General features: G+C 66.9%; 22 protein-coding genes and 2 pseudogenes. 22 read left to right on the forward strand and 2 right to left on the reverse strand.

Going from position 1 to position 25425, the window contains the following annotated elements; genetic code table 11:
• The first annotated feature begins 14 nt into the window (after nucleotides 1-14).
• From EL266_RS06025 to EL266_RS06085, 16 genes and pseudogenes are all read left to right on the forward strand, one after another.
• Complete coding sequence (locus EL266_RS06025; protein WP_026426806.1) at nucleotides 15-413, forward strand: TadE family protein; 399 nt, start codon at nucleotides 15-17, stop codon at nucleotides 411-413.
• Nucleotides 410-838 (forward strand): TadE/TadG family type IV pilus assembly protein, encoded by a 429-nt coding sequence (locus EL266_RS06030; RefSeq protein WP_026426805.1) that lies wholly within the window; start codon nucleotides 410-412, stop codon nucleotides 836-838. The genes EL266_RS06025 and EL266_RS06030 overlap by 4 nt, the downstream gene beginning before the upstream one ends.
• A complete protein-coding gene (locus tag EL266_RS06035; RefSeq protein WP_051281091.1) occupies nucleotides 835-1284 on the forward strand; it encodes a TadE/TadG family type IV pilus assembly protein in 450 nt (149 codons plus the stop codon). Before EL266_RS06030 ends, EL266_RS06035 begins: the two co-directional genes overlap by 4 nt.
• The gene (locus tag EL266_RS06040; RefSeq protein ID WP_026426803.1) at nucleotides 1281-3938 is read left to right on the forward strand and encodes a LysM peptidoglycan-binding domain-containing protein; all 2658 of its coding nucleotides are present in this window, start codon (nucleotides 1281-1283) and stop codon (nucleotides 3936-3938) included. Before EL266_RS06035 ends, EL266_RS06040 begins: the two co-directional genes overlap by 4 nt.
• Before the next feature lie 10 nt (nucleotides 3939-3948).
• On the forward strand, nucleotides 3949-8685 hold the full coding sequence (locus EL266_RS06045) for an FtsK/SpoIIIE domain-containing protein (protein WP_026426802.1): 4737 nt from the start codon (nucleotides 3949-3951) through the stop codon (nucleotides 8683-8685).
• Between the two features lie 155 nt (nucleotides 8686-8840).
• Nucleotides 8841-9194 (forward strand): hypothetical protein, encoded by a 354-nt coding sequence (locus EL266_RS06050; protein ID WP_126412211.1) that lies wholly within the window; start codon nucleotides 8841-8843, stop codon nucleotides 9192-9194.
• 41 nt (nucleotides 9195-9235) lie between these two features.
• Nucleotides 9236-10117, forward strand: coding sequence for a hypothetical protein (locus EL266_RS06055; RefSeq protein WP_126412213.1), 882 nt, complete (start codon nucleotides 9236-9238; stop codon nucleotides 10115-10117).
• Between the two features lie 16 nt (nucleotides 10118-10133).
• On the forward strand, nucleotides 10134-11333 hold the full coding sequence (locus tag EL266_RS06060) for a DUF6571 family protein (RefSeq protein ID WP_126412215.1): 1200 nt from the start codon (nucleotides 10134-10136) through the stop codon (nucleotides 11331-11333).
• 141 nt (nucleotides 11334-11474) lie between these two features.
• Nucleotides 11475-12029: a hypothetical protein gene (locus EL266_RS06065; protein ID WP_126412217.1), complete on the forward strand. Its 555-nt coding sequence runs from the start codon at nucleotides 11475-11477 to the stop codon at nucleotides 12027-12029.
• Nucleotides 12030-12408: 379 nt separating this feature from the next.
• Nucleotides 12409-13473, forward strand: coding sequence for an IS630 family transposase (locus EL266_RS06070; RefSeq protein ID WP_126412219.1), 1065 nt, complete (start codon nucleotides 12409-12411; stop codon nucleotides 13471-13473).
• Nucleotides 13474-13788: 315 nt separating this feature from the next.
• Nucleotides 13789-13965: a hypothetical protein gene (locus EL266_RS13405; RefSeq protein ID WP_170175869.1), complete on the forward strand. Its 177-nt coding sequence runs from the start codon at nucleotides 13789-13791 to the stop codon at nucleotides 13963-13965.
• A gap of 29 nt (nucleotides 13966-13994) precedes the next feature.
• Nucleotides 13995-14171 (forward strand): annotated as a pseudogene (locus tag EL266_RS13715) (helix-turn-helix domain-containing protein); the annotation flags it as partial.
• Nucleotides 14172-14234: 63 nt separating this feature from the next.
• The gene (locus tag EL266_RS13720; protein WP_232012177.1) at nucleotides 14235-14636 is read left to right on the forward strand and encodes a hypothetical protein; all 402 of its coding nucleotides are present in this window, start codon (nucleotides 14235-14237) and stop codon (nucleotides 14634-14636) included.
• A 77-nt stretch (nucleotides 14637-14713) separates the two neighbouring features.
• Nucleotides 14714-15130 carry an IS30 family transposase gene (locus EL266_RS13725; protein WP_232012126.1) on the forward strand — a complete coding sequence of 139 codons (417 nt, stop codon included), beginning with the start codon at nucleotides 14714-14716 and terminating at the stop codon, nucleotides 15128-15130.
• A gap of 223 nt (nucleotides 15131-15353) precedes the next feature.
• The gene (locus tag EL266_RS06080) at nucleotides 15354-15971 is read left to right on the forward strand and encodes a hypothetical protein (RefSeq protein WP_126412221.1); all 618 of its coding nucleotides are present in this window, start codon (nucleotides 15354-15356) and stop codon (nucleotides 15969-15971) included.
• 248 nt (nucleotides 15972-16219) lie between these two features.
• Nucleotides 16220-16768: a hypothetical protein gene (locus tag EL266_RS06085; protein ID WP_156907643.1), complete on the forward strand. Its 549-nt coding sequence runs from the start codon at nucleotides 16220-16222 to the stop codon at nucleotides 16766-16768.
• Nucleotides 16769-16823: 55 nt separating this feature from the next.
• Here EL266_RS06085 and EL266_RS06090 read toward each other — a convergent pair whose 3' ends face one another.
• Complete coding sequence (locus EL266_RS06090; RefSeq protein WP_026426879.1) at nucleotides 16824-17090, reverse strand: hypothetical protein; 267 nt, start codon at nucleotides 17088-17090, stop codon at nucleotides 16824-16826.
• A gap of 182 nt (nucleotides 17091-17272) precedes the next feature.
• A complete protein-coding gene (locus tag EL266_RS14045; RefSeq protein ID WP_408608495.1) occupies nucleotides 17273-17656 on the reverse strand; it encodes a RelA/SpoT domain-containing protein in 384 nt (127 codons plus the stop codon).
• Nucleotides 17657-18077: 421 nt separating this feature from the next.
• Here EL266_RS14045 and EL266_RS06100 point away from each other — a divergent pair, with 421 nt between their 5' ends.
• The 6 genes and pseudogenes from EL266_RS06100 (at nucleotide 18078) to EL266_RS06125 (ending at nucleotide 25372) form a co-directional block, all read left to right on the forward strand.
• Complete coding sequence (locus tag EL266_RS06100) at nucleotides 18078-19163, forward strand: BMP family lipoprotein (protein WP_026426881.1); 1086 nt, start codon at nucleotides 18078-18080, stop codon at nucleotides 19161-19163.
• 120 nt (nucleotides 19164-19283) lie between these two features.
• The gene (locus tag EL266_RS06105; protein WP_026426882.1) at nucleotides 19284-20849 is read left to right on the forward strand and encodes an ABC transporter ATP-binding protein; all 1566 of its coding nucleotides are present in this window, start codon (nucleotides 19284-19286) and stop codon (nucleotides 20847-20849) included.
• Complete coding sequence (locus tag EL266_RS06110) at nucleotides 20846-22126, forward strand: ABC transporter permease (protein WP_026426883.1); 1281 nt, start codon at nucleotides 20846-20848, stop codon at nucleotides 22124-22126. Before EL266_RS06105 ends, EL266_RS06110 begins: the two co-directional genes overlap by 4 nt.
• Nucleotides 22127-22309: 183 nt before the next feature.
• A complete protein-coding gene (locus EL266_RS06115; protein ID WP_232012148.1) occupies nucleotides 22310-23527 on the forward strand; it encodes an ABC transporter permease in 1218 nt (405 codons plus the stop codon).
• Between the two features lie 8 nt (nucleotides 23528-23535).
• On the forward strand, nucleotides 23536-23970 hold the full coding sequence (locus tag EL266_RS06120; RefSeq protein ID WP_126412227.1) for a cytidine deaminase: 435 nt from the start codon (nucleotides 23536-23538) through the stop codon (nucleotides 23968-23970).
• 45 nt (nucleotides 23971-24015) lie between these two features.
• Nucleotides 24016-25372 (forward strand): annotated as a pseudogene (locus EL266_RS06125) (thymidine phosphorylase).
• Nucleotides 25373-25425: the final 53 nt, after the last annotated feature.

Below are 25425 nucleotides of genomic sequence, written 5' to 3' on the forward strand. Positions count from 1 at the left end.
GGCGGACCCCTGACATGCTTCTCCGATCGCGCCTTCGTCGCCTGCGGGAGGAGGCGGGTGCCTCCAGTGTGGAGCTGCTCGTCTTCTTCCCCCTGCTCATGCTCATCGTGCTCATGACGGTTCAGGTCGCCCTGAGCTGGTACGGCAATGAGGTGGCCAGAACCACCGCCCGCGAGGTGGCCAGGCAGGTCCGCGGCGGTGACAGCCCGGCCGTCGCCCAGGTAGAGGGCGTGGCCTACGCCCGCCGGGTCGGGGGCGGCGCGCTGCAGGACGTCGTCGTCGATGTGACCGTGCGGGGCCAGGAGGTCTCCGTGGAGGTCTCCGGGGAGTCCATGGATATCGTCGCCGGATTCGCCCCGCGCGTCACGGCCACGGTGACCTCGCAGATCGAGAGCTTCAGGGAGGACCGATGAGTGGGCTGACTCGCTGGGCCAGGGCCCTGCGGAGGGCCGAGGCCGGGACGATGTCCGTGGAGATGATCGTCATGGTGCCGGTGCTGCTGCTCATCATCCTGGTGGCGGTGGCCGGTGGCCGCCTGGTCTCGGCCGAGGGCATGGTTCAGGCGGCCTCGCGCGACGCCGCCCGCGCGGCCTCCATGGAGCGCTCCTCCTTCGCCGCGTCGGCGGCCGCCAACGCCAGCCTGGCCCAGGCTGATACCGCCGGCGCCGCCTGCAGCTCGACCACCAATGTGGGCTCATTCGGTCGCGGCGGGAGAGTGGAGGTCACGGTCAGGTGCCGTGTGACCCTGGCCGATCTGGGCCTGGTCTTCCTTCCCGGGGCGACCACCGTGACAGCACGATCCACGGCCCCCGTGGACACCTGGAGAGGATCGAGATGATGACACGCAGCCCACGGCATGCGGGGCGCGGAGGCGAGCGGGGATCGGTGTCGGTCTTCACCGTCATCATCGCCGCCACCCTCATGCTCGTGGCCGGACTGTGCATTGAGGGCGGCCGCGTCCTCAACGCCAGGGCCACCATGACCGACCACGCCGAGCAGGCCGCCCGAGCCGGGGCTCAGAACCTGGCTGACAGCGGTCTGCGCGGAACCGCGGCCATCACCCTGGACGCCCCGGCGGCCTCAGCCTCCGCCCGCGCCTACCTGGACGGCGTGGGGCATACCGGCGACTCCAGGGTCACGGTGTCCTCGCAGACGGTCAGCGTGACCGTCGAGGACGAGGTACCGACCACCATGCTCAGGCTGGTGGGCATGAGCTCCGTCCACGTGACGGCCACCGGGAAGGCCCGGGCCGCCGTCGGCATCTTCGAGGAGGACAAGCCGTGAACGCACGCACCGCCACCATCGGGCCGGAGCGATTCCGGGTCCCCACGGGCCAGGACAGGCCCTCACCACTGCGCTCGATCCTGGCCGGCCTGGTGCTGCTGCTCATCATCGTCGGGCTGCCCGTGCTCATGCTCCAGTTCCTGGGCCTGCCGCCGATCCCCACCAGCCTCGACGCCTCGCTGCTCATGCAGCAGGTCTCCGTCACGGTGCTGATGGGGGTGCTCATCTGGGTGCTGTGGCTGGCCTGGCTGCAGTTCACGGTGTGCACCGTCGTCGAGCTGGTCTCGGCGCTGCGGGGGCGGGGAGTGCCCGCTCATGTGCCGCTGTCCGGGGGACCCCAGGCGCTGGCCCGCAAGCTGGTGACTGCCATGCTCCTGGTCAGCGCCATGGCCGCCCCCGCGGCCGCTGCCGCACCGGTCCTGCCCGCCCAGGCCCCCGCCGGGGTCCAGGCGCAGGTCGAGGCCTCCGGGCAGACGGCATCGCAGGCCGCGCCCGCCTCCGCCCCAGGGGACTCCACGCAGGACCCGCAGGCCCGTCCGGCCGAGGGCGTGCGCTACATGCTGGGGGACATCGAGCTCGATGCCCAGACCGGCGCCGAGCTGGAGGGCAAGCGCGTCTACGTGGTCCAGCCCCCCGACGGCCGGTACCACGACAACCTCTGGGACATCGCCGAGCGCAACCTGGGGGAGGGGCGCTCCTACCCGGAGATCTACGATCTCAATGTGGGCCGCCTCCAGCCCGACGGGCGCTCCCTGGAGCTGGCCCGCCTCATCCAGCCCGGCTGGCTGCTGGTCATGCCCGAGTCGGCGGAGTCGGTTGATCGCGTCGTGGCCGTCCCGGTGACCAACCCCGCCCCGCCCCCGCCCGCGCCCCAGGAGCCGGCTCCCACCGCTCAGGAGCAGGGCGCCGCCCACGCGCTCATGACCCAGGACATCGCTCCCGCCCAGGTGCCCGCCGTCGGCTCCCTGCTGGCGGCCTCCCTGGTGGCCATGCTCGCCCGCAGGCGCCGTCAGTGGCTGGTGCCGACCATCAGCGAGGAGGCCGCGGAGGTCGAGCGCCTCCTGAGGGTGGGCGCCGATGAGCAGCGCTGCCGACGCCTGGACGCGGTGCTGCGCTCCTTGAGCGAGATGCCCGAGCAGCCCCGGCCCTACGCCGTGGCCATCAGCGACGCCGCCTGCTACCTGCGCCTGTCCCGCCCCATCCCCGTGGCCCCCCACCCCTGGCAGGTCCAGGACGAGGGGCTGACCTGGGCGCTTCCCGCCGGGCGCGAGCCCAGCCCCTCGGGGGCGGCCTCCCCGCTGCCCGGCCTGGTGACCATCGGGCGGGACGCCGCGGGCACGGACATCCTCATCGACCTGGCCTCCGCCGACGGCGAGGTCTGCGTGACCGGTGACCCCACCATGGCCGCCGAGGTCGTGGGGGCGCTCGCCCTGGAGCTGTGCACCAACCCCTGGTCGGATCAGGCCACGGTGGCCGGCGCCGGGCTGCCCCCCGCCCTGCACCGCATGACCGCCGGGCGCCTCCAGGACCCCGCCTCCCTCGCCGCCTCGCCGGCTCAGCCCAGCCCCGCCGACGCCGTCCTGACCGGTCCGCGGGCCCAGGCCGCGACCACCTTCATGCTGGTGGCGGGGCAGGATGTCCTCCCGCCCCTGCCCCCCGGCCGCAGCACCGCCCTGGTGCGCACCGGCACGGGCCGCGACTCGCGGTGGCGCATCGAGATCGACGCCTCGGGGACGGCCCACATCGACCCGCTGGGCATCACGGTCAGGGCCACGCGAGCCACGGAGTCGGAGCTGGCGGCCCTGGAGGAGATCTTCGCCGTGGAGGTCCCGGTGGACAGCAGCCGCCCGCCCATCCCCGACCCGCCCCAGCCCCCGGTGGTCGCCGCGGCGCTGCGTGCCGCGCCCGTGCGCATCCAGATCCTGGGCCAGACCCTGGTGGAGGCAGGCGGCACCGTGGATCGGGCGCGCCGCTCCATCCTGACCGAGGCCGCGATCTGCGTGGCCCTCCACCCCGAGGGGATCCGCCCCGATGCTCTGGGCGCGATGCTCTGGCCGCTGGGCGTGACGGGGGACGTCGTGTCCTCCCTCATCGAGCGCCTGCGCGATTGGCTGGGGCATGACGCCGATGGCTCCCCCCACGTGCGCCAGGACTCCCAGGGCCGTTTGTGGATGGGGCCGGGCGTGGTCATGGACTGGGATGTGCTGCGCTCGCTGCTGCAGCTGTCGCGCTTCTGCCCCCCTGATCGGGAGATCGAGCTGCTCAAGGAGGCGCTGCGCCTGGTGCGCGGCCCCGTGGGACGTGATGTCCCCGAGGGGCAGTACAGCTGGCTGGCCCGGGTGCGCACCGCCCACCAGGCCGACATCCTGGTTGTCGACGCGGCCCACCGCATCGTCGAGCTGACGGGGGAGACCGACCCCGACGGCGCGGCGGCGGCGGTGGACGCGGGCCTGCAGATGGTCGAGCTCAACCAGGAGCTGTGGCGCGACCGGCTGCGCCTGGCGGCCCGCAGGGGCCGCGGCGAGCTGGAGCGGGATGTCCAGTCCCTCCTGGATGCCAGTGGCCTGGACGATCTCATGCTGCTGGACCCGGCGACGGCCGCCCTCGTGGAGGATCTGGCCCCCGGTATCTCCGTGCGCCGCATCCCCGCATAAGGAGTCCGCTGTGCAGCTCCTCATCTCGGTCGTGCGCTCCGGGGAGCCGGAGGCCCGGCCCCAGGATCTCATTGTCGCCGCCCAGTCCGACTCCACGGTGGGCGACCTGGCCGCGGTGCTGGCCAACCGCCTTCCCGCCCCGGTGGAGTCCGGCGCCCTGCGGCTGGTGGTCGAGGGCGGCGAGCGGCTGCAGGAGGAGGCCTGCGACCTGTGGGTCGGCTCCACCCTCCTGGATCCTCAGGCCCCCCTGGGCGGAGGGCCGGTCCATGACGGGATGCTCCTGGGCCTGGGGGGAGCGCTGGCCGACGACGTCGAGCCCGGCGGCGTCGTCGAGCTGCGGGTGGTCTCAGGGCGAGGCGCCGGGGCGGTTCATCGCCTGAGCCTGGGGCGCTACACCTTGGGCGGCCCCGGCTGCGACATCGCCCTGGAGGGCGTTGAGGAGATGGTGGCGAGCCTGGCGGTCCAGGCCGGCGGCCAGGTCCTCATCACGGCGCGAGAGGAGGTCGCCCAGCGCATGGCCGAGCCCCCGCATCCGCGCCGTCGCCCCCTGCCAGGGCCCCTCGTGCTCGCCACCGAGGCCGGGCAGGAGGAGGCCGAGCCCCCCAAGCGGCGCAAGAAGCGCCGTCGGGACATCCAGGAGGACGAGGCCCCTCATCTCGAGGGGCGCGAGGAGCTGGACCCGGCCGCCCACCGGCATCTGGTGGAGCTCGAGCGCCGCCCGCTGGAGGAGGAGACCCTGTGGGAGGCCGGTGCGGTGCTCACCGTGGGGGAGTGCCTGCTGACGGTGGGGGCCGTGCCGGGCATCGATGCGGTGATGACCCCCACGCCGGGGGCCACGACCATCGACTTCAACCGGCCCCCGCGCCTGGCCCGCCCGGTTCGGCGCACCGAGTTCTCCCTGCCGCGCAAGCCGCAGCCGCCGCGCAAGCCGCCCATCCCCTTCGCGCTCATGATCTCCCCGATGGTCATGGGACTGGGCATGTACCTCATGACGCGGCGCGTCTTCTCCCTGATGTTCATGGTCCTGTCCCCGATCATGATGATCGCCAACCAGGTCCAGGGGCGCTCGAGCTCCAAGAAGACCTACCGCGACCAGATGAAGACCTATGAGGAGCAGCGCGAGGCCACGGAGAACGCCGCCTTCGTCGCCCTGACCGAGGAGCGGCGCCTGCGGCGCCTGGACTCTCCCGACCCGGCCGAGGTCATGCTGCGGGCCACGGGGCCGCGGGCGGATCTGTGGGAGCGCAGGCCCCGGGACCCCGACTGGCTGGAGCTGCGCGTGGGGACGGCCGACCTGGCCAGCGATGTGGTGCTGGAGGATCCGGAGCGGCCCCGCCATGAGGAGAAGCTGCGGTGGACGGCGCCGGATGTGCCCGTGACCCTGCAGCTGGCGGCGCTGGGGGTGGTAGGCATCGCCGGGGCGCAGCGGGACCTGGTCTCGATCTGGATGGCGGCCCAGGCCGCGGCCCTGCACTCGCCCGCCGAGCTGGAGATGGTGCTCATCATGGACCCGGGCCAGGAGGAGGCGGCGCGTGAGCGCTGGGCCTGGGCGCGCTGGCTGCCGCATCTGCGCAATCCCGAGGGCATGGGGGCGCGCGCCAGGATCGGGGCCGATGACGAGTCGGTGATGCGGCGCATCAATGAGCTGGCCGACCTGGTCGAGGCCCGCTCCGATAAGGACGGCGGCAGGGGCGCCGGGGGCAACCAGATCCTCGTGGTGCTCGACGGCGCCCACGCCCTGCGCCAGAGGCCCGGCATGATCCGGGTGCTGCGCGATGGCCCCGCGGTGGGGATCCGGGTGATCTGCATCGACGCGGAGCGCACCTCGCTCCCCGAGGAGTGCCGGGCCGTGGTCTCCACGGGGCCGGGCCTGCCCTCGGTGTCCCAGACGGATGTTGATGAGGTCGAGCATGTTCTTCTCGACCAGGTGCCCGCGGGCTGGTGCGAGCGGGTGGCCCGGGCGCTGGCCCCGGTCCATGACGTCTCGGCCTCGGGGGCGGAGGGGGCGATCCCCTCCAGCTCCCGGCTCCTGGATGTGCTGCCCATGCCCGAGCCCGAGGCTCAGACGGTGCTGCGCGCCTGGGAGCGGGTCAGCCGCACCACCAAGGCGCTGGTGGGGGAGGACGCCGAGGGCGAGTTCTGGCTCGATGTGCGCGCCGATGGGCCGCATGCGCTGGTGGCCGGGACCACGGGCTCGGGTAAGTCCGAGCTGCTGCAGACCATCATCGCCTCCCTGTGCGTGGGCAATACGCCGGAGTCGATGACCTTCGTCCTGGTGGACTACAAGGGCGGGGCAGCCTTCAAGGACTGCGCGCGACTGCCGCACACGGTGGGCATGGTCACCGACCTCGACGGGCACCTGACCTCCCGGGCGCTGGAGTCCCTGGGGGCCGAGCTGCGGCGCCGCGAGCACCAGCTGGCCGACGCCGATGCCAAGGACATCGAGGACTACGTGGCCTCCATGCAGCCCGGGGATGAGCCCATGCCGCGGCTGATGATCATCATCGACGAGTTCGCGGCGCTGGTGGCCGAGCTGCCGGACTTCGTCACCGGCCTGGTGGACATCGCCCGACGCGGCCGCTCTCTGGGCGTTCACCTGGTGCTGGCCACCCAGAGGCCGGCGGGCGTGGTCTCGGCGGAGATCAAGTCGAACACGAATCTGCGCATCGCCCTGCGGGTCACCGATGAGGGGGACTCCCAGGATGTCATCGAGCACTCCGCCTCGGCGCATATCCCGCCCTCGCTGCCGGGGCGGGCCTATGCCCGCCTGGGGCATGCCAGCCTCCGGCAGTTCCAGTCCTCCCGCGTGGGGGGCCGTCCGCGGGGGGCGACGCCGCGCGCCGAGCTGCGGGCGGCGGAGCTGACGCTCGGCGAGCTCTCGCGCCCCGAGGCCGCCGGGCCGGTGCTGGAGGAGGATGCCACGATCCCCACCGATCTGGCGACCCTGGTCAATGCCATGGGCTCGGCCTTCGCCTCCCTGGGGCGGCCCAAGCCGCACAGTCCGTGGCTGCCGCCGCTGCCGGAGATGGTCACCCTGGGGGAGCTGGAGCGCCTGGCCGATGAGGGCACCGGGCGCGTGCCCGCCCCGGTTGAAGAGGTCGAGGGCGACGGCGCTGCCGCAGAAGCGGGCGGGGTGGGAGAAGCCGGCGGGGCCGACTCCGGGGACCCGGTAGCCGAGGCTGTTCCGGAGGCCCCTGAGGCCCTGGAGCCGCTGGACGATCCCCGCCGGTCCGGGTTCCTGCCCCCGCTGCTGCTGGGGCTGGAGGATCTTCCCCGCGAGCAGGACCAGCGGCCCATGAGCTGGGATTACACGCGTGCCGGGCACCTGGGGGTGGCCGGGGGGCCGCGCTCGGGGCGCTCCTCGCTGCTGCGGGCGATCGCGGTGGCGGTGGCGCGCACGACCTCGGCCGCCGAGGTGCATATCTACGGCATCGATGCGGGCACGGGCGCGCTGCTTCCCTGTGTGAGCCTGCCGCATGTGGGGGCGGTGGTCACGCGCGACCAGCCCGAGCGGGTTCGCCGGCTCCTGGCGCTTCTGGGCTCGGAGGTCTCGCGCCGCCAGCAGTACCTGGCGGCCAATGGCTTCGCCTCGCTTGCCGAGCAGCGCCTGGCGGCCGGGCCCGAGGAGGCGATGTCCTACCTGGTGCTGCTCATCGACCGCTGGGACTCCTTCACCGCGACCTTCGAGTCCGTCGATGGCGGGGCCCTGCTGGAGGGCGTGGAGACGCTCATGCGCGAGGGGCCTGCCGTGGGCCTGCGCGTGGTGGTGGCGGGGGACCGCACGGTCTTCCGGGGGCGGTTCGGCATGATGCTGGAGGACCGTCTGGCCCTCAAGCTGCCCGCCGCTGAGGACTATGAGGTGATCGGGATGCGGGCCCGGGAGGTGCCCGTGACGATGCCGGTGGGCAGGGCGTTCCGCACGGGGACCTGGCCCAGGGAGGTGCAGCTGGCCATGCTCACCGAGCAGGCCGCGGGCACGGCCCAGGTGGCGGCGATCCATGAGGCGGGGCGGGAGTCCACGGCGCGCTGGGGCGAGATCCCCCGGGCCCAGCGGCCCGGGCGGGTCGATGAGCTGCCGGTGACGCTCTCGACGCGCGAGGCCCTGGACATGGGGCCCGAACTTCCGCCGGGTGCCTTCTCCCTGGCCGTGGGTGGCGACGATCTGGGGCTGATCCCCATGGCCATGGACGATATCGGCAATGGCGTCCTGGTGGCGGGCCCCAGGCGCTCGGGGCGCTCGACGGCCCTGGCCTTCGGCGCGCAGACGGCACTGGCCAATGGCCTGTCCGTCGCGCTGGTCCTGCCTCGCCGCTCCCCGCTGGAGGCCCTGTCCGCGCACCCGGGCGTGGTCGGCGTGCTCGGATTGGAGTCCACGGCGGCGGATCTGGAGGACCTGCTGCGCACGAATGGGCCCGAGACGCTGGTTGTCGTGGACGACTACGATCTTGTCGGCAATGACCATGTCATGTGCGCGGTCATGGAGAAGCATCTGCGGGACTGCCGGGACGCCCATGGAGGCATGCTGCTCTCCTCCGGCGTGGAGGAGGCCATGGCCATGTACGGGGGTCTTATGGTCAGGGTCAAGAGAGCGCGCACGGGCCTGGTGCTGGCGCCCCGCTCATCCGATGACGGCACGCTCCTGTCCGCGCGCCTGCCCCGCTCGGTCGGCGGGCCCGTGCCCAAGGGACGGGGCGTCATGATCACCACAAGCGGCTGGCAATGGGTCCAGGTGCCGCGGTTGGATTGAAAAATGAGTGTTGCATGAACGATCGCTGGAAGTATCGTTAGTATGAGAGGCACGTGAAATACGGATGTGACTGCTGGCCTGATCGCAGGCGTTCGCGCCTCGTCCTGTGCTACCATCGGCGCCGGTAGATAGTTAGGTTGTCACCTGGAGAGCGCATGACACAGGAAACCAACAAATATCGAGAGTCCGTCTCGCAGTACGCACAACTGACCCAGTTGTACCTGGACGATGTGAGTCCCAGTGGAGGCAATCCGTGCCAGAAGATCTGTGATTCGGTGACTAATGGGGCGTGGGAATCTCCCGCAGCCGACGATTGGGTGGTGGACATCGGAGACCTCGGGACAAGGATCAAGACGATCTTCACCAATCAGGACGACGAGGCGGATCGCGCGCTGGGGGAGGAGCCTGAAACAGTTGAGGTGCCTGGTGAGCATGAATGGAAAGCCACGTGGGTGAATCCCTTTATGTCCGGCGGTGGAACGTTGGGCGCCGCGCTGGCGATGGCGTAGTCCGTTTTTAGAGATCAGTTGTTTTTGAGAGAGAGATTATTGTGGCCACCAAGGTTGTTGTCAAAGTAGAAGAACTTCGTGGTGTCGCTAATGCGATGCGTACAAAAGCGACGGATGTCGAGTTCCGAGGGAGTAATCTGTCCCTTGGCGCTGACAGCCTCGAGACGGTCAGCTCGACGAGTCTGTCTACCTTGGCAACTGAGGTTCAGACGCTCCGCGATCATGCAACAGCCTTGGATGCGCGGGTTGACATGGCGATCATTCACAACACGGGGGACACTGGGAATGTCCCTCAAACGGGCACACTGTCATATGAGGTGCCCGGAAAGGACTCGACTGATCCTGTCGCGGTGCAGCAGCAACTGGGGACAACCATTGGTCAATTCGGTGGGGAAATCGCATCCTCTGGCCACAAGAGGAATGATCCCAGAATTGCCGTGCTCGAGTCGTATATGGGCAAATGGAACGCCAACCAGACTGTCATGGGGTCAATGTATGACGAATTGGGTGAGGAAGGCACTCTCGCATTGACCACAACGGTTGGCTTGCATACTGGAGTCAGGCCTGGGTCCAGTGACGAGCAGGTGGCAACCGCTAAAAAAACTCTTGAACTATTGAAGGCCGGGCTAAACACCGCGACAAGCGGCTGGTCTGACGAAAAGGCTGAGAAATTTGGAAAAAATTTGATCGATGTGGCCGTGAATGGCGTGTCCTCTAACTCTCGTTACGCCAAAGTCTCTTCAGGTGGCCCCCTGACTGAGGCGCTAGCATTCCTTGTCTATAATAACTCGGAGGCCTCTGGCTCCTTTATTTATGGTGCGGCAACGCCAAGCAGACTACCACGAGCGGAAGGCCGTCGAAGAAGGAAGGAAGAGTCCGTTCGAATTGATAGACACTTCGAAATTCCTTCCCCTTCTTTATGATAGAGAAGAGCTCAAGGTGGTGTATGATGCTCCCGCGTCCCTTATCAAAGATCTATCGTATCATCCTACTCAGGCATACGATTTTTTCATCGAGGATGCCGAGCGAGCCAAATATTGGGTCACTGAGCGCAAGTATAATGATGATTTTGCCGCCATCTCGCAGGCGCTCGAGACAGCTTCGACTAGTTACAACGTCGTGAAGAATCATCCGAGGGGTGCCGCAGAGATTGCTGCACTTGCCGTCAACGGATTAGGGGGGCGTCGGGACTTCGGTTATGTGGATAATCCCCATCTTACTAAGGATACAGTGGAGGGGGTTGCCGCTGCAGGCGCTCTCGCGCATATTCTCAAAACTTATATTCAGGGAATGAACTATTCCATCTTCGACAACGAGGACACAGGTAATCTTCGAAAAGTTTCAGAAGACCATGACGTCAACAATAATCCTTTGGGTATCATGCCTCGATTCGATGTTGATCGGTTATCCGAAGTGCTCAATATTGTTGGCAGGGACGGTGGGGCATTTCTTAAACTCCGAGAGGCTCAGAACTCCTACCAAGAAAAAATGATTCATAAAGATATGACTAATCCGGAGTTCAATGATGCCTCCCAACGCCTAGCCAAGACAGAAGGCTTTGTGGCGAGTTCTATTGGGACTGGCCAAATTAAGGATGCTCAGGCGCATGACGCTTACGTGAAGGCTTGGGTCGACCTGGCTGGAGCACCAGTTTCGGAACTTACTGGCCTGGCCTCCAAGTATGCAGGGCCTGCTGCACCGGTTGCTGGGTGGGCCTCAGACAAGATGATCGACGACCTGAAGAGTCGGGCCGAGAAAAAATGGGCCGATAGTACTGCTGCAACAACTGCCGACATGGAAAAGCAAGCCAACATTGCGATGCAGCAGTTCACTCGCAGCCTCCTTCTCTCTGCTGACGCTGACGGTCTCAATGGATACCAGAAAGGAGTAGAGTCATTGGGTTCGAGCAATGAGTCGGCGGTTCAAAACCCTGATGGTACGTATCGCCTTATGACGAGGGCCGAGTATAATGATCTTGTCGAGAGGGCAAGGACTGATAGCGCTGCCGCAGAGACGCTGGATAAAGTGAACAGCGACCTGTTGGACGTCGCGGGGAACAATGCGGGCTTCCTGCCCGCTGGTGCGACTAGGGGTGATGTTGAGGGGTCTTTCAAGGATCCTTTTAGCAAGTACTACTGAGAGACCCGGTTTAGTGGTTATGTTATTTAATTCCTGAGGTGTACTATGTGCGGTGCTCGCATATTGGTTCCAGCGTTGTTGCTTGCTCTTGTGGCCGGGTGTTCTCAGGAGGTTGATCGGCATGCGAAGGTCGCTGATTACATGCTGACTGTGCGCGACATCCAGGCTGCGCAGCGACGAACGATCATTGAATTTCAGCATGATTCCAGTTGCGGTGCGTTGAGAAGCGATCTCAATATTCCGTCGTCCCAAGACAGGGCTTTGCCGAGAACTACGGTTCAGATCTTGCTGCCTGAAGACGTGGTGGTTCTGCAGACGTTGATTGTTCGCTCGACTGCTATTGGTGATGGCATTAAAGACTACCATGCTGACATCGCATTATGTGAAGAATTCGCGTCGTGGCCTGTCAATGGTGGTCATGATGGCACGGAATTCTTCTCCGCTCTTCCGGCGGATACCCTGCCAAAAGGGGTTGTGGGGTACACGAGCACGATCATTGATGAGAGGCGAGGGACGGCCGTGACAACGCAACGCATATTCCTGCGCTTCACACGCAATGGCCAGCTCGGGCAGATGTGGATCTCTGTGGCCAATCCCAGCAAGAGCGCCGCTGACCTTCGGCCGCAGGATCTCATCGATGCTGCCCTGAAGCAGGCCGGCGCCTCCCTCGACTCCACCGCATTGGACGGCGCTTGAGCCGACAGTTGGACCCTGCGAGTATTCCCATGCGGTACGTCATCTCTCCTTTTCCTCCATCAATCCACGGTATCTGCCCCGTTCAGCAACCCTGATAAAAAAGGCTCGTTGATGGTGATGATGTATGTTCGGCATGTGATGTCGTGGGTTGTTGTTGCGTGTCTGGTGCTTGTGGGTGGGTGCTCGCCGGATCGTGACCCTCGTGACGTGACCGCGGATTACATGCTGACTGTGCGTGATATCCATTCTGCGGAGCGGCGAGAGATTGCTGATCACTACCTGATCGGAACGAATCGTAGTTATGGCCGGAATTAAACAAAACCGTATTCCGGTGTGTTCTTGGGTGGATATTGGTGCGGGCGAGGTATAGAATGGGCGCATGCGGGTTGATGTCACGTCGGATGAGCGCGATGTCCTTTTGGGATGGAAGAAGCGCAATGACACGCTGATCCTGGTCAGATTGAAAGCCGAGGCGATTCTCTACGCGTCCCGTGGCGTTGACGTGGGTGTTATCGCTGAAATGGTCGACAGGTGCGAGAGAACCGTGAAGGAATGGCTGGCGGACTGGCGGCGCACCAGACTGCATTCCGTCGTGACCGGTCACGCCGGAAATGAGAACGCCGCGAAACTCACCCGCACCCAAAAGGAGCAGCTCAAGGAGGTCCTGAGCCAGCCACCATCGCGGTCCGGCATCGCCGCCGACTTCTGGGACGTACCCGCCCTGCGCGACGTGGTCAGTGCGAGGTTCGGCGTGGAGTACGCCTCGGACTCCTCCTACCAGCTGCTCCTGCGCTTGGCCGGCATGAGCTTCAAGCTGCCCGATCCCTTCGACAAGCGCCGCGATGAGAAGGCCATCACCGAGCGGATGGCGCAGATCCGCGCCGAGGTCGCCGGCCTGTTGGCCGGCGGCTGGGAGGTGTACACCGTCGATGAGGTCCGTGTGGAGCACGAGGCCGAGACCCGTCGTATGTGGCTGCCCAAGGGCGAGCGCACCAAGATCCACGTTGACCGCACGCGCTCGGCCCAATCCTTCTTCGGGGCCCTGAGCCTGACCACCAAGAAGATGAAGGTCTATCCCATCGAGGGCAACCAGAACGCCGAACAGATCATCCTGGCGATGGCTCGCCTGGCACGCGAAACAGACAACGACAGGATCGCTGTCGTCCTGGATAACGCCAGATTCCACCACGCCAAGGCCCTGACCGGCCTGTACGAGCCCGGCGAGGCACTAGACCGTATCACCCCGATCTACCTACCGCCCTACGCGCCGGACCACAACCCCACCGAGCACGTTTGGAACACCGCGAAAGGTCACATCGCCAACATTCAACGCGACACCCCCGAGCAGACCTGGACCGCGTTCACCAGCTACATCACTAGCCGCACCTTCGACTACGACTTCGAACACCTACCAATCACCCCACCAGAAGGAAACCTTGTTTAAAGCCGGCCATACCTGCAGATGAACCTCGTTCTTGGCCTGTCAGAAGATAAAGCCCTGCCTACGACAATGATTCGTATCCATCTTCCAGGAGGCGGTTTCGTTGAGCAGTCGTTGAACGTTGAGTATATCGCCTACGATACTTTTGCCAAAGGCTCTCAAGAAGATATTGAAGCGTGCGCGTCTAGCGGCCCTTGGTCATTGTGGGAAGCTGGCGTGACGAGTACGGAGAGTATCTCCGCACTGCCTTCAAATTCCCTTCCGCAGGGTGTTGTGGGTTATAGAAGTACCATGTCGTGGGATAAGAATCGTCCGACGATGACGACTGAGCGCGTGTTCCTGCTGGTCCAACGTCAAGGAAAATATAGAGCTATACTGATCTCGGTGACCAATCCTGGCGAGAGCCCCGCCGACCTCCGACCCCAGGACCTCATCGATGCCGCCCTGAAGCAGGCCGGCGCCACCCTCGACTCCACCGCATTGGACGGCGCTTGAGCTGGCAGTTGGACCCCACACGCATTCTCATGCGACACGTCACCTCTCCTTTTCCTCCATCAATCCACGGGTGGTGTCGTAGCGTGGAAGCAACGCTCCTGGTTGGTGGGGGTGTGATCGGAGGTGTTGGGGTGGGGCGGAGGAAGCTGTCCTTTGGTGATCGCTCGGAGATCGCTACGGGTTTGAAGGCGGGCTGGTCGGTGCGTCGGATCGTCCGGCATCTGGGTCGGTGCCCGTCGGTGATCTCACGGGAGATCCGCCGGAACTCAATGAAGACGCGCGGGTACCAGGCTGTTGGCGCGGACGTGGCCGCGCAGCGCCGCCGGGCCCGGCCCCAGCGGCGCAAGGTCGCTGCTGACCCGGTGCTCAAAGCGCGGGTGGACGCTGATCTGGCCGCGTCATGGACCCCGAACCAGATCTCGGGCCGCTTGCGTCTGGAGGCGGCAGACCCGACGGTGGAGCGTATGGCGAGCTCTCCCGATGCCAAGGGCCGGACCATCTCCGGTGAGTCGATCTACCAGTACATCTACGCGATCCCGCGCGGCGAGCTGGCCCGGCGCGGGATCATGCTGCCCTCCAAGCGGACCCGGCGTCGGCCCCGGACCACCGGCCGTTCCCGGGGCGGTCCGATCATCGGCATGGTGCCCTTGCCGGCGCGGCCAGGACGCTGATCAGCGCCGGGTGGCGGGGCACTGGGAAGGAGACCTGATCATCGGGAAGAACGGTGCCTCGTGCGCAGCACACCCTGGTGGAACGAGTGAGCGGGTTGGCCGGGCTGCTGGCCCTGCCCTCCAAGCACGCCGAGACCACCGCCGAGGAGGTGATCGAGTACTTCAACGAGCTGCCAAAGATGCTGCGGGCCTCTCTGGCCTGGGACCGGGGCAGCGAGATGGCCCAGCACACCAGGATCACCCTGGCCACACAGATGCCGGTCTACTTCGCCGATCCTCACCCGCCCTGGCAGCGACCCAGCAACGAGAACACCAACCGCCGCATCCGCGCCTACCTCCCCAAAGGCACAGTGATCCCCGATCACCAGCCCTACCTGACCGGCATCGCCGAGGAGATCAACAACCGCCCCCGCCGCCGCCTGGGCTGCCTCACCCCCACCGAAGCCTTCACCCGACTCCTCAACGGCCAACTCCCCGTTGCTTCGACGACTTGACGCAGCCGGTGATTACGGTGGACAATCCTTCTATTATTGGGATGAACTGGAGCAGGCTGGAGTGGAAGGATATGATAACTGGAACGTTTCGGGCGCACCCGAGTCAGCGGGGGCTACGAGTACACCCGGATCAGGGAAGGGTGATTGAGAAAACAAAAAGCGAATGATCGCCTTTGACATTCAGTTTGGAATTGATTCGATAGTATAATCTGTGAGTTATTTCGTGTCTGAATCACGCAAGTTGATCGGTTGTCTTGCTCTTCTTATTGTGGTGAGTGTAAGTAGTTGTAGTCTCTGGCCAATCCGTCAGGGTGCCGACGCAACGAAGGGCACTTCTTCTTCTCTTTGCCAAGGCCCGCTCTCCGCGGATGGCGCGTCTCACGCGTTCGAGTCAACTCTGATGGATAGTACGAAGTTCGCGTGGGGTGGTCGGGACGACTACATTCTTTTTTGTGATTTGATGTTCGATGACGCTGGCATAGAAATAGGATATACAGAAAGTAGTTATTTCTATGGCGACGAAATCACCGACGAGAATGAGTTATTGAAGTTTCCTGAAAATTATAGAGTGTCGCTTGAGTCTCGAGATGACGGTCTTGACGGGAGTAGTTACTACTTCTCCCCGGGTCCAGGAGGTGGAAGAGCGGCCTACGTTTGGTTCTCTGACTCTGGTAGGACTCTCAGTTTGAAAGCTTTCGACAGGGAGGGAAGTGATTCCATCCCTGATGCCGAATTGAAGAATCGCATGATTCGGCTGGCGTCGTACCTGGCGCTTGCTCTACCTTCCGCCTACCCCACGGCGGGAGCGGTGCCATCTCAAGGCTCATCGACGCCTACTTGACAAGATTGTTGACAGTATGTGTGAATTGGGTAAGAGTGGTTTCGGTTGCTATTCCAGTGATAACGCCTCGGCTGGAATCTCGGTGAACAATGGTGTGGCGAACAGTTTCTGAGGTTGATGATTTGGTGGAGTAAAGGATGTTTATTCGGCGTGTGATGTCGTGGGTTGTTGTTGCGTGTCTGGTGCTTGTGGGTGGGTGCTCGCCGGATCGTGATCCTCGTGTTGCAACTGCGGATTACATGCTGACTGTGCGTGATGTCCAGTCTGCGGAGCGGCGAACGATCATTGAATTTCAACATGATTCCAGTTGTGGTGCGTTGAGACATGATCTCAGTTTTCAGTGGTCCCAAGATGAGGTGTTGCCAAAAACCACGGTTCAAATCTTGCTGCCCGATAGTGTGGTAGTTCAGCAGACATTGATCGTTCAGTCGACTGGGATCGATGGTGTCATGGGGGAGTACTATGCTGACATCGCATCGTGCGACGAACTCGGGTCATGGTCGGTCTATAATAGTGGTGACCAGGGTACGGAGTTCTTCTCCTCCCTGTCATCAGATTCCCTACCAAAAGGGGTTGTGGGATACACGAGCACGATCATTGATGAGAGGCGAGGGAAGGCCGTGACAACGCAACGCATATTCCTGCGCTTCATACGCAATGGCCAGCTCGGGCAGATGTGGATCTCTGTGACCAATCCCAGCAAGAGCCCCGCCGACCTCCGACCCCAGGACCTCATCGATGCCGCCCTGAAACAGGCCGGCGCCACCCTCGACTCCACCGCATTGGATGGGGCTTGAACTGACAACTTGATTTCGCGTGCTGGCGCACGTGTCTCAGGCCGGGATGCTGGCCTCAGATGAGGTTGTCCAGAGAGTTGCGCAGCCGGGCGACAGCACCGGTGAAGTAGGTGCTGTGAGTGACCCGGATGGCATCCAAGGACTCGGCCCCCACCAGGACGATGTTGATCTCAGGCCGGTCGTGGTACTCCATCTCGGCGGCACGGTACGCAGTGGTAGCAGCATCAACGTCGTCACCGAAGGACTCATGAGAGATGAGCTCGTCACGATGGCGATCGTAGATGAGCAGAAACTGCTGGATGCTGCCAGTTCTAGTCGTCACGGTTGCTCCTTAGCTCGCGGTGGGAGCATAGCCTGAAGGTCAACTGCCAGGTCGGTGAGCCTGGCCTCATCCTCGTGGCTAGGCGTGGGACCCCCTCGCGGCCAGCATACCTCCTCGACAGCAATCGAGCCCAGTCCTGGACGACGGACTCCCCATCCTGTTTGTAGTTCTCCCCCAACACCTCACTGAGCGCCTCGACCACTTCGGCCCACTGGTGCATCAAGCGGCTCCGCAACTGGATCTCGATGAGTCGTCCGTCCTGCTCGACGACGGATGGCTCGGTATCCGGACCTCCGAGGGTTGGTGACGTAGTCAGAACGCTTTTTGACCGCCTCTCCCCAGTGATCGTTGACGATGCTGTCGACACGGTAGACAGGGTCGGCACCTTCTGTCGGCAGGACGACTCTGCACCCTCCAATGTCCTGCATGCGAGACAGATCTAGCCTCGACTCGCGCAGGGCGATCTTCTCGACGATGGTCGGCATACGTTTGAGTCGTTGGCTCACCTCCGCTTCGATGCCACGATGTGTCAGTAGCTTGCTCAACTGGTCACTGACGGTAGCCATAGGTTTGGCGAACGAGCGTCGGTAGGCGTCAATCGTCGACAGAACGTCAACAAGATCGTTTGCCTCCACATCGCCACGCCAGCGCTCACGCAGTGTACTTCCAGCCTTACGTGCCGCACTCTTGGACACCTCTCCCACGCCGATGTGGTTTATGCGTCCTCCTCAGGGCCCTCAGGTCGCGACAGGTAACAGAGGGTATCCCTTCAGCCCCATGGATGTGTCGCCGCAGACCTTCGATGTGCAGGGCGGCGGTGACCGCGTCCCGGTCGGGCTCTGCCACCTTCCACCGCGCTGAAGGTCGGCGGAGGCGGGCGCGCCGGGGCGTCGTCCCTGGCAGTCGCCGTCACGGCGGCGTCGTACCATGGAGATCTCAACGCCGCCCACGACGGTCGGCGGATCCTGATCCACCCTGGAGGTCCCCATGAAGAAGGCCTGTCCTGCCCTAGCGCTCAGCGCTGCCCTCGCCCTGACCCTCGCCGCCTGCGGCGCCGCCCCCGAGCAGGGCTCCGGTGCCGCAGGCGCCTCCGACTTCACCGCCTGCATGGTCTCCGACGAGGGCGGCTTCGACGACCAGTCCTTCAACCAGTCCGGCAAGGAGGGCCTGGACAAGGCCAAGGCCGAGCTGGGCGTCAAGACCATCACCGTGGAGTCCGAGTCCGCCGCCGACTACCCCACCAACATCGACTCCCTCATCCAGCAGGACTGCAAGCTCATCTTCGGCGTCGGCTTCAACCTCGCCACCGACCTGGCCACCGCCGCCAAGGCCAACCCCGACATCGAGTTCGCCCTCATCGACGACGTCTTCCGCGACACCAGCGGCGAGGAGCTCTCCCTGGACAACGCCAAGCCCCTGCGCTTCAACACCGCCGAGTCCGCCTACCTGGCCGGCTACGCCGCGGCCGCCATGTCCAAGACCGGGACCGTGGCCACCTACGGCGGCCAGCCCATCCCCACCGTCCAGATCTTCATGCACGGCTTCGCCATGGGCGTGGCCAAGTACAACGAGGACAAGGGCGCCTCGGTCAAGGTCCTGGGATGGGACATCAACAACCCCAAGGGCGGCTCCTTCGTCGGCAACTTCTCCGACACCGCCAAGGGCCAGTCCCTGACCAACCAGTTCATCTCCCAGGGGGCCGACGTCATCATGCCCGTCGCCGGACCCGTGGGCCTGGGCACGCTCTCGGTCGTCAAGGAGTCCTCCGGGGACGACCTCGTGGTGTGGGTCGACTCCGACGGCTTCGAGGCCACCGACGGCGGCCCGCTCATCCTGACCTCCGTGGTCAAGGAGATCGGGGCCTCCGTCTTCGACACCGTCAAGGAGGCCTCCTCCGGGAGCTTCACCTCCAAGCCCTACATCGGCACCCTGGACAACGGCGGCGTCGCCCTGGCCCCCTTCCACGACCAGGACTCCAAGGTCCCCGCCGAGGTCAAGACCAGGGTCGAGGAGCTGCGCACGCAGATCATCGACGGCTCCATCGACGTCACCACCCCCTACGACCCCTCCTGACCCGCACGCATGCGGGCCCGCGCCCACCAGGCCCGGGCCCGCAGCGGGTCGCCGCCCCTGGCATAGAATCCCCCTGCACCTGATGGCATCTGAGACCCCAGCTTCGGAAGCGAGTCCTGAGTGAAGCTCGAACTGCGCGGGATCACGAAGGTCTTCGGATCCTTCGTGGCCAATGACCATATCGATCTGAGCGTCGAGCCCGGGCAGATCCACGCCCTGCTGGGTGAGAACGGCGCCGGCAAATCCACCCTCATGAACGTCCTCTACGGGCTCTACCAGCCCGACGGCGGGCAGATCCTCATCGACGGCCAGCCCGTCACCTTCACCGGGCCGGGCGACGCCGTCGCCGCGGGCATCGGCATGGTCCACCAGCACTTCATGCTCGTGCCGGTCTTCACCGTCGCCGAATCCGTGGCCCTGGGCTACGAGCCCACCGGCCCGGCCGGCATCATCGACACCCGGGCCGCCGCCGCCAAGGTCACCGAGATCTCCCAGCGCTTCGGATTCGACGTCGACCCCGCCGCCCGCATCGAGGACCTGCCCGTGGGCGTCCAGCAGCGCGTGGAGATCATCAAGGCCCTGTCCCGCCAGGCCAGCGTCCTCATCCTCGATGAGCCCACCGCTGTGCTCACCCCCCAGGAGACCGACGAGCTCATCGCCATCATGCGGGACCTGGCCGCCTCGGGAACCTCCATCGTCTTCATCACCCACAAGCTCCGCGAGGTCCGCGAGGTCGCCGACACCATCACCGTCATCCGTCGCGGCCGCGTGGTGGGCAGCGCCGAGCCCACCGCCTCAGCCAGCGAGCTCGCCGGCCTCATGGTGGGCCACGAGGTCTCCCTGACCGTGGACAAGGCCCCCGCCGAGCCGGGCGAGGAGGGCCTGACCCTCAAGGGCGTCACCCTGGCCGAGGAAGGCACCCTCCTGCTCGACGACGTCGACCTCCACGTGCGCAACGGGGAGATCCTGGCCATCGCCGGCGTCCAGGGCAACGGCCAGTCCGAGCTGGCCGAGGTCATCCTGGGCCTGCGCACCCCCTCGACGGGGAGCATCGCCTTCGGCGGCCAGGACGTCACCGGTCACGACGTCCACCGCCGCCTGCGCGACGGGCTGGGATTCGTCCCCGAGGACCGATCCGAGGACGGCATGGTCGCGGAGTTCTCCGTGGCCGAGAACATGATCCTGGACCGCTACGACGACCCCGCCTTCGGCGCCGGGCCCTGGCTGTCCCCCCGTAGGGTGCGCGACAACGCCCAGGCCCTGCGCCAGGAGTTCGACGTCCGCGTCACCGACGTCGCCGACCCCATCTCCACCCTGTCCGGGGGCAACCAGCAGAAGGCCATCCTGGCCCGCGAGCTCTCCCGCCCCCTGACCGCCCTGGTGGCCTCCCAGCCCACCCGCGGCCTGGACGTGGGCTCCATCGAGTTCGTCCACCAGCGCATCGTCGCCGAGCGCGACACCGGCACCGCCGTGGTCATCATCTCCTCGGAGCTCGACGAGGTCTACGCCCTGGCCGACCGCATCGCCGTCATGTACCGGGGCCGCATTGTCGGCATCGTCGAGCCCGACACCCCGCGCGACGTCCTGGGCCTCATGATGGCCGGCATCCCCGCCGACCAGGCCCACCACCAGGCCCAGGAGTCCCGCAGCGGCGCCGCCAGCCCCGAGCCCCAGGAGGAGCGATGAGCCAGTCCCCGCCGCCCAGCCCCTCGCCCCAGGAGGAGGCCCCGACCACCCCCCAGGACGCCCCCGAGGCCCAGGGACAGGCCCAGCCGCCGCTGCTGCGCCAGATCGCCGAGTCCTCCGCCCTCATCGGCGTCCTGGCCGTGGTCACCGCCATGATCGTGGGATCCCTGCTCATCCTCATCGCCGACGACCAGGTGCGCACCACCGCCGGCTACTTCCTGGCCCGGCCCACCGACATGCTCAGCGCCTCGGGCACCGCCCTGGCCGAGGCCTACACCTCCCTGCTGCGCGGCTCCCTCATCGACTGGCGGGCCGCCTCCGCCACCCGCATGATCCGCCCCCTCACCGAGACCCTGACCAACGCCACCCCCCTCATCCTGGCGGGCCTGGGCATGTCCGTGGCCTTCAGGGCCGGGCTGTTCAACATCGGAGGCCAGGGGCAGATCATCGTGGGCGCCATCACCGGCGCCTACGTGGGCATCATCTGGGACCTGCCGGTGGGCCTCCACCTGCTGGCGGCCATGATCGGGGCGGCCCTGGGCGGCCTGATCTGGGGCGGGATCGCCGGAGTCCTGCGCGCACGCACCGGGGCCAGCGAGGTGATCGTCACCATCATGCTCAACTCCGTGGCCGGCTACCTGCTCGCCCAGATCCTCACCCTGGACGCCTTCATCGGCGAGGGCAACGCCAACCCCAAGTCCCTCTACCTCTCCGAGGCCGCCCACTACCCGCTGCTGGCCGGATCGGCCTTCCGCCTCCACGCCGGGTTCCTCGTGGCCCTGGCCGCGGCGGTGGGGGTGTGGTGGCTCATGGAGCGCTCCGCCATCGGCTTCCAGTTCCGCGCCACCGGGCTCAACCCCGCCGCCGCCCGCACCGCCGGCATGGACGTGCCCCGCGTGACCGTCCTGGTCATGATGGTCTCCGGCGCCCTGTGCGGGCTGGCGGCCACCGCCCCGCTGCTGGGCACCCAGAAGTACCTGGGCCTGTCCGTGGCCGGGACCATCGGATTCGACGCCATCACCGTGGCCCTCCTGGGGCGCTCCACGCCCCTGGGCACCGTCCTGGCCGGGCTGCTCTTCGGCGCCCTGAGCGCCGGCGGCACCACCATGCAGGCGGCCACCGGAACCCCCATCGACATCGTCCTGGTGCTCCAGTCCACCATCGTGCTCTTCATCGCCGCACCCCCGCTGGTGCGCGCCATCTACCGCCTGCCCGCCCAGGGATCATGGATGCGCGCCCGCCGCAGCCCCGCCCCGGCAACCGCCCAGGAGGCCTGAGAGATGACCGCCCCATCACCATCCTCTCCAGAAGCTCCCGCCTCGGAGCAGACCGCCTCCCAGGGCGGCGGCGCCGGTCCCGCCGGCTCTGCTGGAACTGCTGGCACTGCTGGCACTGCTGGCACTGCCGGTCACGCGCCCGAGCTCCAGGCCCTGGCGGCAGCGCCCGCCGCCCTGGCGCCGCTGGCCCTGAAGATCCCCATCATCGGCGCCGTCGCCGCCCTCCTCCAGTTGGGCATGGCCCTGGCCGCCCGCGGGGAGACCAGGTTCCAGCTGGCAACCTCGGCAGACTTCCTCGCCCTGCCCGTCCTGCACCTGCCCGCCGCCGCCGTCATCGGCGTCCTGGCGGCCCTCAGCGCCGGGGCGGCGGCCTGGGCCCTGCACCGGGCCAGGGCCCGCGCCGCCATCGGGATCGGCGTCAAGGCCATTCTGGGCGCCGCCTTCGCCCTGTCCTTCCTGACCTGGGTGGGGGCCGGCCGCGACTCCGTCATCCCCCTGGTGACCATCCTGTCCTCGGCCCTGGCCCTGAGCGTCCCCCTGGTCTTCGGCTCCCTGGCCGGGCTCATCGGCGAGCGCTCGGGCACCATCAACATCGCCATCGAGGGCCAGCTCCTGGGCGGGGCCTTCCTGGGCGCCGTCGTCGCCTCCATGGCCTCCAGCCCCTGGGTGGGACTGATCGCCGCGCCCCTGGCCGGCATCCTCGTGGCCCTCCTGCTGGCCCTGTTCGGCCTCAAGCACCGGGTCCACCAGATCGTCGTGGGCGTCGTCCTCAACGTCCTGGTGCTGGGCCTGACCAGCTTCCTGTTCTCCACCGTCCTGGCCCACAACCCCGCCGGCCTCAACGCCGCCATGCGCCTGCCCGCCCTGCCCATCCCCGTCCTGGCCCAGATCCCGGTCATCGGGCCGGTCATGTTCAAGCAGACCATCCTGGTCTACCTCATGTACCTCGCCGTGGCCGTGCTGTCGGTCATGCTCTTCCGCTCCCGCTGGGGCCTGCGCATGCGGGCCTGCGGCGAGCACCCCAAGGCCGCCGACACCGTGGGCATCAACGTCATGCGCACCCGCGTCAACAACCTGGTCCTGGGCGGTGCCCTGGCAGGACTGGGCGGGGCCTTCTTCACCCTGGGATCGGGACTGGCCTTCACCAAGGACATGGCCGCCGGCAACGGCTACATCGCCCTGGCCGCCATGATCCTGGGCGGCTGGCGGCCCCTGGGGGCCCTGGGCGCCTCCCTGCTCTTCGGCTTCGCCACGGCCGTGGGCCAGACCATCTCCGTCATCGGCAGCCCCGTGCCGGCCAACATCATCCTCATGATCCCCTACGTGGTCACCATCCTGGCCGTGGCCGGATTCGTGGGCAAGGTGCGCGCCCCCGCCGCCGAGGGGGTGCCCTACCCGTGAGCCGCCCCATGCCTGAGAGCATCGACGCCGCCTGCTGGCAGCGCCTGCGCGAGCTGGCCACCGAGGCCATGGAGCGGGCCTACGCGCCCTACTCCCGCTTCAAGGTCGGGGCCGCCGCCCTGGTCGACGACGGGCGCCTGGTCTCGGGCTGCAATGTGGAGAACGCCGGCTACGGGGTGACCCTGTGCGCCGAGTGCGGGCTCGTCTCCGAGCTCATCCGCACCGGGGGAGGGCGCCTGATCGCCTTCGCCTGCGTGGACGCCAACGGCGCGGCCCTGGCCCCCTGCGGGCGCTGCCGCCAGCTATTGTCCGAGCACGCCGACCCGGCCATGCTCCTGGCCATGCCCTCGGGGATCGCCACCATCGATGAGGTCCTGCCCGACCGCTTCACCAGCGCGGACATCGAGGCCGTTATCGCGCCCCAGGACGCGGGCGCCCCATAGGCGGGCCCACCGGCCCACCCCACCCGCCCAGACAGGAGGTCAGCCATGAGCGCCCACAGGACCCAGACCCCCAGCGCGGCCTTCGAGCCCTTCGACGCCGTCGACATCATCGCCGCCAAGCGCGACGGGCAGCGCCTGGCCGACGATCAGATCGACTGGGTCATCGACGCCTACACCCGCGGCGCCGTGGCCGAGGAGCAGATGAGCGCCCTGGCCATGGCCATCTACCTGCGCGGCATGGACCGCGCCGAGATCGCCCGCTGGACGCGGGCCATGATCGAGACCGGGGAGCGCATGGACTTCACCGCCCTGGGCCGGCCCACCGCGGACAAGCACTCCACCGGCGGGGTGGGGGACAAGATCACCCTCCCCCTGGCGCCCCTGGTGGCGGTCTTCGGCGTGGCCGTCCCCCAGCTCTCGGGCCGGGGCCTGGGCCACACCGGCGGCACCCTGGACAAGCTCGAGGCCATCTCCGGATGGCGCGCGGCGCTGTCCAATGAGGAGATCACCGCCATGCTCCGGGCCGACGGCCCCGGCGCCGTCATCTGCGCCGCCGGCTCCGGCCTGGCCCCGGCCGACCGCCGTCTCTACGCCCTGCGGGACACCACCGCCACCGTCTCCTGCGTGCCGCTCATCGCCTCATCCATCATGTCCAAGAAGATCGCCGAGGGCACCGGCGCCCTGGTCCTGGACGTCAAGGTGGGCTCGGGGGCCTTCATGAAGGAGATGGACCAGGCCCGTGAGCTGGCCACCACCATGGTGGAACTGGGGCAGGACGCCGGCGTGACCACCCGCGCCCTGCTGACCGACATGTCCACCCCCCTTGGCCTGAGCGCCGGCAACGCCCTGGAGGTCGCCGAGTCCCTGGAGGTCCTGGCCGGCGCGGGCCCCCGGGACGTCGTCGAGCTCACCATCGCCCTGGCCGCCGAGATGCTCGACGCCTCGGGCCGGCCCATCGGCGAGGACGAGCTGCGCGCCGCCCTGGCCGACGGGCGGGCCATGGACCGCTGGCGCGAGATGATCCGCCGCCAGGACGGCGACCCCGACGCGCCCCTGCCCGTGGCCCCGCACACCGAGGTCATCACCGCGCCGGCCGACGGCGTGCTGACCGCCCTGGACGCCCTGGCCGTGGGGGTGGCCGCCTGGCGCCTGGGGGCGGGCCGAGCCCGCAAGGAGGACCCGGTCCAGGCCGTGGCGGGCGTGCAGATGCACGCCAAGCCCGGGGACGCGGTGAGGGCCGGGCAGGCGCTGCTCACGCTGCACACCGCCAGCCCCGAGCGCTTCGAGCGCGCGCCAGGCCCTGGCCGGGGGCATCGTCATCAGTGAGCCGGACTCCCCGCAGGCGGCCCAGGCGCGCGCCCGCCGCCAGGCCGGGATCGTCCTGGAGCGCATCGGCGCCTGAGCCGTCGAGGATCGAATGGACGGACAGGGACGGACGCAGACGGACAGGGACTC

Origin of the sequence: Actinomyces slackii, from assembly GCF_900637295.1 — a bacterium.
Classification (GTDB): domain Bacteria; phylum Actinomycetota; class Actinomycetes; order Actinomycetales; family Actinomycetaceae; genus Actinomyces; species Actinomyces slackii.